Source organism: Halobium salinum, from assembly GCF_026586625.1.
In the GTDB taxonomy this organism is placed as follows: domain Archaea; phylum Halobacteriota; class Halobacteria; order Halobacteriales; family Haloferacaceae; genus Halobium; species Halobium salinum.
Window position 1 is genome coordinate 167,773 of the sequence record NZ_JAODIW010000010.1, and the last position, 12,085, is coordinate 179,857.

Annotated in this window: 11 protein-coding genes; 5 read left to right on the forward strand and 6 right to left on the reverse strand. The window is 67.5% G+C overall.

Features of this window, described 5'->3' with window-relative positions:
• Positions 1 to 69 precede the first annotated feature (69 nt).
• On the forward strand, positions 70 to 789 hold the full coding sequence (locus N5095_RS19480) for an MBL fold metallo-hydrolase (protein ID WP_267624842.1): 720 nt from the start codon (positions 70 to 72) through the stop codon (positions 787 to 789).
• A gap of 10 nt (positions 790 to 799) precedes the next feature.
• A complete protein-coding gene (locus N5095_RS19485; protein ID WP_267624843.1) occupies positions 800 to 1,618 on the forward strand; it encodes an alpha/beta fold hydrolase in 819 nt (272 codons plus the stop codon).
• 36 nt (positions 1,619 to 1,654) lie between these two features.
• Here N5095_RS19485 and N5095_RS19490 read toward each other — a convergent pair whose 3' ends face one another.
• Genes N5095_RS19490 through N5095_RS19500 form a run of 3 tightly spaced genes read right to left on the reverse strand, consistent with a single transcriptional unit; the run spans position 1,655 to position 5,908 of the window.
• Positions 1,655 to 2,299 (reverse strand): hypothetical protein, encoded by a 645-nt coding sequence (locus N5095_RS19490; RefSeq protein WP_267624844.1) that lies wholly within the window; start codon positions 2,297 to 2,299, stop codon positions 1,655 to 1,657.
• 44 nt (positions 2,300 to 2,343) lie between these two features.
• A complete protein-coding gene (locus N5095_RS19495) occupies positions 2,344 to 3,438 on the reverse strand; it encodes a DNA topoisomerase IV subunit A (RefSeq protein WP_267624845.1) in 1,095 nt (364 codons plus the stop codon).
• Between the two features lie 4 nt (positions 3,439 to 3,442).
• Positions 3,443 to 5,908, reverse strand: a complete 2,466-nt coding sequence (locus N5095_RS19500) for a DNA topoisomerase VI subunit B (protein ID WP_267624846.1) — start codon at positions 5,906 to 5,908, stop codon at positions 3,443 to 3,445.
• 210 nt (positions 5,909 to 6,118) lie between these two features.
• Here N5095_RS19500 and gyrB point away from each other — a divergent pair, with 210 nt between their 5' ends.
• Positions 6,119 to 8,071 (forward strand): DNA topoisomerase (ATP-hydrolyzing) subunit B, encoded by a 1,953-nt coding sequence (gene gyrB, locus N5095_RS19505; RefSeq protein WP_267624847.1) that lies wholly within the window; start codon positions 6,119 to 6,121, stop codon positions 8,069 to 8,071.
• A 124-nt stretch (positions 8,072 to 8,195) separates the two neighbouring features.
• Positions 8,196 to 10,787, forward strand: coding sequence for a DNA gyrase subunit A (gene gyrA, locus N5095_RS19510; RefSeq protein WP_267624848.1), 2,592 nt, complete (start codon positions 8,196 to 8,198; stop codon positions 10,785 to 10,787).
• A 174-nt stretch (positions 10,788 to 10,961) separates the two neighbouring features.
• Here the strand turns inward: gyrA and N5095_RS19515 are convergent, their stop codons facing one another.
• On the reverse strand, positions 10,962 to 11,159 hold the full coding sequence (locus tag N5095_RS19515) for a DUF8027 family protein (RefSeq protein WP_267624849.1): 198 nt from the start codon (positions 11,157 to 11,159) through the stop codon (positions 10,962 to 10,964).
• Positions 11,160 to 11,238: 79 nt separating this feature from the next.
• A complete protein-coding gene (locus tag N5095_RS19520) occupies positions 11,239 to 11,427 on the reverse strand; it encodes a DUF7576 family protein (protein ID WP_267624850.1) in 189 nt (62 codons plus the stop codon).
• A gap of 202 nt (positions 11,428 to 11,629) precedes the next feature.
• Between N5095_RS19520 and N5095_RS19525 the strand changes: the two genes are divergently transcribed.
• The gene (locus N5095_RS19525; protein WP_267624851.1) at positions 11,630 to 11,851 is read left to right on the forward strand and encodes a DUF7511 domain-containing protein; all 222 of its coding nucleotides are present in this window, start codon (positions 11,630 to 11,632) and stop codon (positions 11,849 to 11,851) included.
• A gap of 6 nt (positions 11,852 to 11,857) precedes the next feature.
• On the opposite strand, the gene N5095_RS19530 is transcribed toward N5095_RS19525, so the two are convergent.
• A complete protein-coding gene (locus tag N5095_RS19530; RefSeq protein WP_267624852.1) occupies positions 11,858 to 12,016 on the reverse strand; it encodes a hypothetical protein in 159 nt (52 codons plus the stop codon).
• Between the last annotated feature and the right edge of the window lie 69 nt (positions 12,017 to 12,085).

Consider the following 12,085-nt stretch of genomic DNA (forward strand, 5'->3'; position numbering starts at 1 on the left):
CAGGTCCGCAGTCGGCAAGCGACTCGACCCACCGGGAGCTATACGACCGTGGCGAGCCACCGACGAGCCATGACGATAAAACACGACGGTCTCCGCGTCACGTGGCTCGGCTACGCGACGGTCAGGATAGAAACCCCCGACGACTTCGTCGTCTACCTCGACCCGGGTCGCTACGGCGTGCTCGACGACTACCACGCCCGCGACGGGGACGTGGTCTGTGTCACTCACATCCACCACTACGACAGCGACGGCATCGAGCACGTCGCGAAGGAGGACGCCACCGTCGTCGCCTACGGCGGTATCGAGGCCGACGACACCGACCGCGACGTGCTCCCGCTCGACGAGTTGCCCTACGAAGTCGTCACGGTGGGCCAGGAGGACCGCGCCGCCGTCGACGACGCGCAGGTGTGGACGCTCCCGGCGTACAACCACGAGGACGGCCCGCACGTCCGCGACGACGGCACCCCGTACCACCCGAAGGGGTTCGGCGTCGGCTTCCTCCTCTCCGTGGGCGGGAGGACGGTGTTCTGGCCGGGCGACTCCGACGTGCTGGAGGGCCACCACGAACTCGAAGTGTCGCTGTTCCTCGCGAACATCGCCGGCACCGTCGTGATGGACCGCCACGAGGCCGCCGACCTCGCCGAGTCGCTCGACCCGGACCTCGTGCTCCCCGTCCACTACGACACGCTGGAGATGCTGGAGGCCGACTCCGCCGCGTTCGCCGCCGACGTGGCGGGCCGCGGGGTGCCCGTCGTGCTCGACGAGCGCGGCGTGCCGGGTCAGAAGTAGGAGTCGGACGGTGCCCACCATCGACTACGGTCACCTCGACGCCGGCGGGAACCGCTTCCCGTACTACCTCGTCGGCGACGGCCCCACCCCGCTCGTCGTCTTCTCGGGGCTCAACGACGCGCTCCAGCCCGCAGACCCCTCCCGGCTCGGCGCCGAGTATCTCGGCCGATGGCTGTTCCGGCGGTACACGGACGACTACACCGTCCTCGTCCTGAGCCGACCACGCGACCTGCCGCGGGGCACGACGACCCGCGACATGGCCGACGACTACGCGGACGCGGTCGCGGCGACCGTCGACGACCCCGCGTCGGTGCTCGGCGTCTCGATGGGCGGGCTAATCGCCCAACACTTCGCGGCCGACCACCCCGAACTCGTCGACCGACTCGTCGTCGGGACGGCCGGGGTCCGCCTCGGACGCGAGGAACGACAGGTGGTTGACCGCTGGCGACGGCTCGCCGAGGCCGACGACTGGACCGCCCTCTACGCCGACAGCGCCGACGCGTACGTGGGTCTCCGTCGGCACCTGTACCCGCCACTTGTGCGACGGCTCGGCGGGGCGATGCCGACACCTGCCGCGCCGTCCGACGTGGTCGCCTCCTGTGTCGCCTGCCTGGCACACGAGGGCACCCACCCCTGTTCCCGAGTGAAGGCGCCGACGCTCGTTCTCGGCGGGACCGAGGACCGCTACTTCCCGCCCTCGACCCTTCGGGAGGCGGCGTCGACACTCCCCGACGGCCGCCTCGAACTGCTGGACGGGGCGGGTCACCTCGCCCTCGCCGAGCAGGGAGCGGTGTGGGACCGGGCCCTGCTCGACTTCCTCGGCGGCTGAAGTCGCCGTCGGGGGCGGAACTCACCGGTCCACGACTCACTCCTCCCGACCCTCCCGGTCCTCCACCGGAATCGAGAGCGCCGACCCCTCGAACGTGGCGTCCCACGGACCCACCCGCTCGTATTCGACCCCGGCCTCGTCGAGAAGCCCTTCCAGCACCTCCGTCCCGTACCGGACGCTGATGTAGCGCTTCCGGACGTGGGCGTCCGGATGCTCGGCGGGTTCGGGTTCGAGGTGGGCGGTGAGTTCGAGGCGTCCGCCGGCCGCCGGGCCGTCGACCGGTGCGTCGTACGGGAACCCCCGGACGTGCACCTGCCACCAGCGGAGACGGTCGGGGGGCGCCTCTGGGAGGTACCCCTCGGGGAACGACGCCTCGTACTGGACCCGCCGCAGGTTCACCGTCTCGTCCTGGTAGCTGTAGGACATCTCCCACCCGGGCTCGAAGTAGCGCTCGCCGAGTGTCCGCCGGACGCCCTCCTCGTCGAGGTCGACGACGAACCCGGGGATGTTCGACCGCTCCCGGGAGAAGAAGGCCTTACGCACCCACCAGAGGCTCCGTCGGAGACTGCCCAGCGGCGCGTCCGATAGGTGTGCCAGCCGTCGCGGGTCGATGCCGAAGACGACGTCGCGCCACACCCGGATACGCGGGCCGAGTCCGTGCGGGATTCGGTCGGGGTCCATCGACGAACGGTACGACCCCGAAGCTATTCAGCGGGACGGGTACCCTACAGAATCCCCATCTCGGTCAGCCGCTCGGGGAGGTACGTGTCGGTGACGAAGTCCAGCCCGCGGGAGGCGAGCGCCTGCTGTTCCGCCTTCTTGCCGATTTCGAGCTGGAGCTCTATCTGCTCGCGCCAGAAGTCCGTCTGGAAGCGCGGGTCCTCCAGTTCGGATTCGAGGGCGTTGATGTCCGAATCCGAGAGGGGGTCCGTCGGCAGGTCGTAGTCGACGATGTCCTGCGGGCGGATGCCGACGTACTGGGCCGCTGGGGTGGCGAGGTACTCGGAGAGGTGGGCGGACTTGATGGAGCCGTAGGCGACGGAGCCGTAGATGCGGTACGACCACGGGTCGCCGTCGGTGAACACCGTCACGGGCAGGTCCAGTTCGTCGTGGAGGCGCTTCGTGATGCGTCGGGTCGCCCGCGCCGGCTGTCCCTTGAGGTGGACGACGAGCACGTTGTACTGCTCGTCGAACCCGTTTTCGACCAAACGGTCGCGCATCCCGCCGGTCTCGACACAGAGCACGAAGTCGACGTCGTGCTCGAGGAACTCGATGGTGTCCGGGTTGTTCGGAATCTGGTAGCCGCCCTCGCCCACGTCGTCCTGGCAGTGAATCTCGCGCTCGCCGCGGCGGGTCTGCTCGCGGATGCGGATTGGGCCCATCAGCGTCGCACCCGACTCCTCCGGCCGCATGTGGAAGTCCTCGCGCGTCACCTCCGAGACGATTTCTAAGTCCTCCACCAGCTGGTTGGACTCGTCCTGGTCGTTGAACTGCGCCTCCTCGTTGTCCCACGACTCCGAGAGGTAGTACAGCTCACGCAGGGTGGACGAGCGGTCCTGGTCCAGCTGCTGGGCGAGGAAGTCGATGGTGTAGATGGCTTTCAGCAGCTTCCGCGCGCCGCGCACCGAGTTGGCGGAGCGCGTCGAGGTGCGGTCGCCGTACACCCACACGTTCGAGTCCTCGTCGTACTCGATGTTGCTCTTCGTCCGAGTCGGCAGCTGCATCTCCGGAATCTCGCCGCGGGCGAACTGGTCGTAGAACTCCGCCGCGAGGTCGATGAGCTGTTCTCGCGCCTTCTCTTCCTGGGTTTTCGCGCTCATATCGTTAGTTCTGAACCGTCAGTTTCTCGGCTTCGACGCCGTCGACCTGGATGTCGAAGTCGGCGTCGTCGGCCACCTGATAGGTCAGCTCCGCCGTCTCGCCCGCCGACACCGACGGGGACCACTTCACGAACCACTCGCCGTCGAGGTCGACGACGGAGGCGTCGCCGTTGAGCCCCTGTGGCTCGACGCTGACGATGTCCGTTATCTCGGGCGTCTCGGTTCGGTCCGAGTAGTTCTCGACGCGGAGGGTCACCTCCCCCTCCGTCACGACGCGCTCGACGCTGACGTTGTTCATGATACGCGCCAACGCGCCGTCTATCTCGGGTCGTTCCCGCCCGGTGACCTCCGAGACCTTCGTCGCCATCTGCGGGAGAATCTTCCCGAGCACGTCCTGTTTCTCCCGGCGCTTCTCCATCGAGCGGCGCTTGTTGAGGTAGGACTTGAGCTCCCGTGCGGCCTCGCGGATGGCGAGTTCGATCTCGTCTTCGATGGCCGGGATGTTCGCGAGGGCGTCTTTCGACTCGCTGGTGAAGGGGACGTTCGTGGAGGCGACGTGAATCATGATGACGGCGGGGCCGTTCGGCATCCCGCTGCCGCCGGGCTGGTCCAGTCCGTAGTTGCGCCAGCCGATGCGCTTGACGACGTCCGTGGTGGCGCAGGCGCCGCGCTGGTAGACGAGCGGGACGCGGTTGGCGAAGCGGAGCAGGTCGACCTGTCCTTCCGCGGCGAGGTCGCCGCCGTAGGCGATGCCGGCCTCGACGATGAACGGGTCGCCGCCGTGGACCTCGGCGTCGCGCGTGGCGGCCGCGTAGAAGTCGGCGTCGTACTCCTTGCGAAGCCCCTCCTCCAGCAGTTCGGCGGTGATGGGGGAGAGACAGTCCGTCGGCGGCGCGAGGATGTCCGTCTCGCGCATCGCGTCGAGCAGTGCCGAGGCGGTGTCGCGGTTCGCGGCCACGTCGCGCACCTTCGGCGCCTCGTCGGGCACCGTCCGGGTCTTCGCCCACAGCGAGGCGACGACGTTCTCGCGGGCGGTCTCCCCGAAGGTGACCTCGTCGAACTCCACCATCCGGTCCGCGGCGTCGTCGACGAGTCGCTTCAGTTCCGAGTGGGTGAGCCGGTGTCGGAAGTCGTCGAGCGCCTCGAAGTCCGCGGCGAGGCGCTCTGCGAGCCCTTGCACCGTCGCGTCGTCCTTCTGGGTGCTGGTCGCGTCGTCGACGACGGCGTACAGCGGCGCGCGCAGGACGGACTCGGGTTCGACCTCGACGGCGTCGTCGTCCGCGTCGCCGACGGCGGCGTCGGCCTCTCCGTCGTCGACGCGGCCGGTCGTCATGGCGTCCCAGGCGGCCTCGACGGCGTTCTCGCGGACGGTGTCGCCGAACGTCTTGCCCGTCTCCGCCTCGACGCTCTCGGCGACGTTGTCGACGATTTCCACGAGGTCGGCGTGACACGTCCGGTCGCGGGAGGCGAGCACGTCGGCGACCCCCGTCGCGAAGGCGGCGGTCGCCTCCTTCCCCTTGCCGGAGACGGCCCCGATGAGGATGGCCTCGACGTCGACCGACTCGGGGGTCGGCCACGACATCTCCCGGCCGAAGTACCGGTCGCGGAAGTTGTTCACCACCTTGTCGGCGGTCTTCTTCCCGACCCGGGTGAACTCCTCCTGGAGGAACCCCGAGACGGAGTACGACTCCGTGGCCTCGAGCATCTTGATGAGGGTGCCGAGTTCGACCCCGTGCGGGTGGGGCCGAATCTCTTCGGTCTCGGCGGGGAGCTGGTCGGTTGCGCGCTCGAACTTCAGGGGCTCGTCGATGCCGGGCTCGCGGAGTTCGAGGCGGGCGTGGGGGTTGACGACCGCCGTGTGCTTGATGTAGTCGTGGAGCTGGGCCCGGGCGCGCATGTTGGCCTCCATCTCCAACTCGATGCGAGTGCCGTGTGAGCGGTCCCACGAAGTCTCGCTCTCGGCTTTGATTTCGGGCTCGTTCGTGTCCGTGTCGATGATGAGCTCGTAGTAGTTCGCCTCGGCGGCACCTTGGGTCCGACTCGTAATCTTCGCCGGCTTCCCGGAGGTGAGCTGGGAGAAGAGGACGGCCGCGGAGATACCGATACCCTGCTGCCCGCGGGACTGCTCGCGGGCGTGAAAGCGGGAGCCGTAGAGGAGTTTCCCGAACACTTTCGGGAGCTGTGCCTTTGTGATGCCCGGCCCGTTGTCCTCGACGACGAGGCGGTAGTAGTCGCCCACCTCGCTCACCTCGACGTAGATGTCGGGTGCGACCCCGGCCTCCTCGCAGGCGTCGAGGGCGTTGTCGACGGCCTCCTTCACGGCCGTGACGAGCCCTCGGGCCCCCGAGTCGAACCCGAGCATGTGCTTGTTCTTCTCGAAGAACTCGGCGATGGAGATCTCGCGCTGGCTCGCGGCCAGCTCCTCGGCGATCCCCTCGTCCTCGCCGAGCGTCGACTGGAACGACGTCATTCTGTGTGAACCCTCTTTACCCGTCGACCCTTAAAGCCTCTCCGTCACCGGAGTGAAAGTGAAATCGAAGGACGGCACCGGGATGTAGGGCCACGTTCGCCCGGCGTCCGACGAGCGTCTGCCGGCTACGCTCCCGTCTATTCTGTGATACCCGCCCGCGTGCGCGTGGGAGCCTTTAAGACCCACCATCACATAGGCCCCTCACGACCAATGTCACAGGAAAACGAGTACGGCGCCGGGCAGATTCAGGTGCTGGAGGGCCTCCAGGCCGTCCGAAAGCGCCCGGCCATGTACATCGGGTCCACGGACACACGTGGGCTCCACCATCTCGTCTACGAGGTCGTCGACAACTCTATCGACGAGGCGTTGGCGGGCTACTGCGACGACATCGACGTGACCATCCACGAGGACGGCTCCGTCTCCGTCGCGGACGACGGCCGGGGGATTCCGGTCGACACCCACGAACAGTACGACCGGCCGGCCGTCGAGGTCATCATGACCGTCCTCCACGCCGGCGGGAAGTTCGACAACAAGTCCTACCAGGTCTCGGGCGGGCTCCACGGCGTCGGTGTCAGCGTCGTCAACGCCCTCTCCTCGACGCTCGAAGTCGAAATCAAGCGCGACGGCGCGCTGTGGCGCCACGAGTTCGAGCGCGGCGAACCCAAGCCCGACGGGTTCGAGAAGGTGCGCGACCTCGAGGAGGGCGAGGAGCGCGGTAGCTCCATCCGATTCTGGCCGGACGACGACATCTTCGAGACGACGGACTTCGAGTTCTCCACGCTCGCCAACCGCCTTCGGGAGCTGGCCTTCCTCAACTCCGGCGTCGAGATAACGCTCACCGACGAACGCGAGTCCGAGGCGGTCGAGACCGAGGACGGCGACACCGAACCGCGCTTCGAGCGCTTCCGTTACGACGGCGGCATCCGCGAGTTCGTCGAGTACCTCAACGAGACGAAGACGCCGCTGCACGACGACGTCGTCTACTTCGACGACGAGGAGGAGGGCATCCAGGTCGAACTCGCCATGCAGGCCACCGACGAACTGCAGGGCTCCATCCACTCCTTCGCGAACAACATCAACACCCGCGAGGGCGGCTCACACCTCACCGGGTTCAAGACGGCGCTCACCCGCGTCGTCAACGACTACGCCAACTCGAACGGGCTGGCCGACGAGATAGACGGGAACCTCAAGGGCGAGGACGTCCGCGAGGGGCTGACGGCCGTCATCTCGGTCAAACACCCCGACCCCCAGTTCGAGGGGCAGACGAAGACCAAACTCGGCAACTCCGAGGTGCGCGGCATCGTTGAGAGCGCGGTCCACGAGGGGCTGGGCACGTACTTCGAGGAGAACCCCGACACGGCCGCGATGGTCGTCTCGAAGGCCGTCGAAGCCGCGAAGGCTCGACAGGCCGCGAAGAAGGCCGAGGAGCTGACGCGCCGGAAGTCGGCCCTCGAATCCACCTCGCTCCCGGGGAAGCTCGCCGACTGTCAGACCCGGGACCCGGCCGAGGCCGAACTGTTCGTCGTGGAGGGTGACTCCGCGGGCGGCAGCGCGAAGCAGGGTCGAGACCGGAAGTTCCAGGCCATCCTCCCGCTCCGTGGGAAGATTCTGAACGTCGAGAAACACCGGCTGGACCGCATCCTCGAGAACAACGAGGTGCGCGCGCTCATCACCGCCATCGGCGCGGGTATCGGCGAGGAGTTCGACATCGAGGAGGCGCGCTACCAGAAGGTCATCCTGATGACGGACGCCGACGTCGACGGCGCCCACATCCGCACGCTGCTGCTCACCCTGCTGTACCGGCACATGAAGCCGCTCATCGAGGCCGGCTACGTGTACGCCGCCCAACCGCCCCTCTACCGGGTTCGCTACCGCGGCGAGACGTACGACGCGATGACGGAGGCCGAGCGCGAGCGCATCATCGAGGAGGTCTGCGACGGCAACCCCACGCAGGTCCAGCGCTTCAAGGGGCTGGGGGAGATGAACCCCGACCAGCTCTGGGAGTCGACGATGGACCCCGAGAACCGTATCCTCAAGCGCATCACCGTCGAGGACGCTGCCGCCGCCGACCGGATGTTCTCGGTCCTGATGGGCGACGCCGTCGGCCCGCGCAAGCAGTTCATCAAGGACCACGCCGGCGACGCCGAGTGGGTGGACATCTGATGGCCCCCTCGGACGGCGTGAGCGGTCGCTACGGACCGCACACGGCGAATCAGCAGGACGGCGGCGACGCGAATCGCCGTATCGTACAGCGATGCACCGCTGACACCACCAGCATCCACGAGCCATGAGTTCGGAAGCACCACACCCAGACGACGACGTCGACGCCGCACGAATCACGACCGCCCGCATCGAGGACGAGATGGAGCAGTCGTACATCGACTACGCCATGTCCGTCATCGCCGGCCGGGCCCTCCCGGACGTACGCGACGGGCTGAAGCCGGTCCACCGGCGCATCCTCTACGCGATGCACGAGGCCGGCGTCACGCCGCGGTCCTCCCACCGGAAGTCCTCCTCCATCGTCGGCGAGACGATGGGTGACTTCCACCCGCACGGCGACAGCGCCATCTACGACACCCTCGCCCGGATGGCCCAGGACTTCTCGATGCGGTACCCGCTCGTCGACGGCCAGGGGAACTTCGGCTCCGTCGACGGCGACCCGCCGGCGGCCATGCGGTACACCGAGTCCCGGATGGCGCCCATCGCCCAGGAGCTCCTACAGGACATCGAGAAGGACACGGTCGACTTCTCCTCGAACTACGACGACCGCCTGCAGGAGCCGGACGTGCTCCCGGCGGCGTTCCCGAACCTGCTCGTCAACGGCTCCTCCGGCATCGCGGTCGGGATGTCGACGAACATCCCGCCGCACAACCTCGGCGAGGTCGTCGACGCGACCATCGAACTCATCGACGACCCCGACTGTGCCATCGAGGACCTGATGGAGCACGTCAAGGGGCCGGACTTCCCGACCGGCGCCAACATCGTCGGCCGCAACGCCATCCACAAGGCGTACAAGACCGGCCGCGGCCGGCTCCGCGTCCGCGCGGAGTTCGAAGTCGAAGAGGACGAACGCATCGTCGTCACCGAACTCCCCTTCCAGGCGAACAAGGCGCGTATGATAGAGCGCATCGCCGACGACGTGAACGAGGGGAAGATAGAGGGCATCCGCGACCTGCGCGACGAGTCCGACCGCGACGGCATCCGCGTCGTCGTCGAACTCAAGCGCGGCGCCAACGCCGAGGTCGTCAAGAACCAACTGCTCGAGAGCCACCTCGAGACGACGTTCGGCGTCATCAACCTCGCGCTCGTCGACGGCAAGCCCCGGGTGCTCGACCTCAAGGAGACCTTGGAGCACTACGTCGACCACCGCCGCGACGTGGTCCGGCGGCGCTCCCAGTACGACTTAGACGAGGCCGAGGACCGGGCCCACATCCTCGAAGGCCGCCTGAAGGCCCTCGACAACGTCGACGACGTGGTCGAGACCATCCGCGACTCCGAGAGCCGCGACGACGCCAAGACGGCGCTGATGGAGACGTTCGACTTCACCGAGCCGCAGGTCGAACACATCGTCGCGATGCAGCTCGGTTCGCTCACGTCGATGGAGGCGGAAGCCATCGAGGACGAGTACGAGGAGGTACAGGCGACCATCGAGCGCCTGAACGAGATTCTCGACGAGGAGGCCGAACTGCTCGGCGTCATCAAGGACGAACTCCGCGAGGTCAAAGACGAGTACGCGGACGAGCGGCGCACGAGAATCGTGGAGGACTACGGCTCGGTCACCCACGAGGACCTCATCCCCGAGGAGGAGTGTGTCGTCGTCCACACCGAGGACGACTACATCAAGCGAATGTCGATGTCGACGTTCCGCGCCCAGAACCGGGGCGGAAAAGGCATCATCGGCACCGAGCTCAAGGAGGGCGACCGCGTCTCCTCCGTCTTCGTCGCCAACAGCCACGACTACCTGCTCGCGTTCACGAACCACGGGCAGGTCTACCAGCTGAAGACCTACGAGATACCCGAGATGTCGCGGACGGCACGCGGGAAGTCCGCGGTGAACGTCCTCGAATTGGACGACGGCGAGGAGATCGAGGCCGTCGTCGACAGCGACGGGATGGACGAGGAGGAGTTCTTCACGATGGTCACCCGCGACGGGTACGTAAAGCGCACCGCCCTCTCCGAGTTCTCGAACATCCTCTCGACGGGCATCCGCGCCATCCGGCTGGAGGAGGGCGACGCGCTCGCCGACGTGGAGGTGACCGACGGGGAGATGGACGTGGTCATCGCCACCGCACAGGGGATGTCCATCCGGTTCGACGAGGACGAGGTCCGCCCGATGGGCCGCACCGCACGCGGGGTACGCGGCATCAACCTCGAGTCCGACGACCGGGTCGCCGGCGTCGCCGCCGTCGACGAGACCGACCACCAGTGGCTCCTCACCGTCACCCAAAACGGGTACGGCAAGCGGACCGACATCGGCGACTACCGCGTCCAGTCCCGCAACGGGAAGGGGCTCATCGACATCAAGACGAACGAGCGAAACGGCCCGTCGGTCGCGGTGGAGGCCGTCAGCTCGGGCGACCACCTCGTCGTGATGAGCGAGAGCGGCCAGATTATGCGCACCCGCGTCGACGACGTGTCGACGGTCGGGCGCAACACGATGGGCGTCATCGTGATGGACCTGGACGCCGGCGACCACGTCGCGTCCGTGGACGTGATTCCCGCGGCGGTCGTAACCGCCGACGCCGACGCCGACGACGAACCGGAGACCGTCGAAGCCGACGGCGGCGCGGCGGACGACCCCGCCGCCGGCGACAGCGAAGCTGACGCAGGCGAGGCCGACGACGAAGCCGAAGACGCCACCGACGAAGGAGCGGCGTAAGCGACCCACCGTTCACCGGTATCCGTCTCCCGTCCCCCTGTTGGGAGTCCGGATAGCGGGTCCGGATAGAGCGTCCGGGCTACACCTCTCCTCTCTTCACACGACGCCCGCTCCCGCCTCCTCCCCAGTGCGTCTGCTACCAGTATGCTCGGTCGACTCTCGCCCTCCGGACGGTCAGGCCGCCGTCTCGGACTCCGAGTCCTCGTCGAGGAGCCGTCGGATGTCCTCCTCGTCGAGGAGGTCGCCCAAGCTCTCGCCGTCCTCGTAGCGCCGCCGCTCGTCGGCGCTCAGATACTCGTCGAGGTCCTCGCCGTCGAGGAGCCCCTCCAGGTGGTCGTCGACGTCGTCGGGGTCGTAGCCGGGAATCGGCATGAACTCTCTTTCGACCTGTGGTGGCAAATAACACACGCCGGGTGGAGTCGACTCCCGCGGCCGAACGGGCCCCGCGAGGTCACCGCTCGTCGTCGCGCCAGGCGTCGACGCAGTCGTCGCTACAGAAGTGGCGGTGGTGGACGCGCCCCTCCTCGATGCGGCTGACGACGCGCCGGGTCGGACCGTCGACGGGGTCGCCACAGCGCCGACAGGAGGGGACGTCCTCGTCGTCGACGTCCTCGCCGAGGTCCGAGGTCGGGTCGACCATCCCCCGAACCGAGGGGGGCGCGACACTTGAAAGCGACTGCGTCGGCAGGTCTGACGGAAATATTGCGGGCGTCGACGGCCTCAGTAGACGGCGGACGAACCGCCGCGGGCCGACAGAGCGGACGGAGGTCTCCGGACGGATATTGAGACGACTTAGCAGGGGTTTTATGACCGGGAGTCGGTGTCCGAAACAGAAGCCGCAGATGTCCGCAACCGACCCATCCGCTCCCAGTACGGTCCGAGACGGCGCCCGTTCGGACGACCGCACCGGCCGCAGTTTCGCCCTCCACAGCGTCGTCGTCAAGTACGAGGACGGCCCGGACCGCTGTACTATATATCGACGGGCGGACTCTCGGATGGACCGGACGACCCGGTGGCTCTCCGCCGACCAGGAGGCGTTCGTCGACCTCGCGGACAGGTGCTGAACTGTCTCAGGCCGACAGCATCTCCCGCGCCTCCGTCGGGTCGAGGGCGATTCGATGTGCGTCCCACATGTGGTCTACGAGCGACTCGACGAGGTAGCGCCGGTCCTCCGACTCGATGCGGAACGGGCATTCGGGGCGACAGGTCGCCTTCACAGGGTGCTTCACGACCTCCACTGCGGTCGGAAACGACTTAGCGCATCTCGTCCGCCATATTTTGTGGACGCACGTCCACTT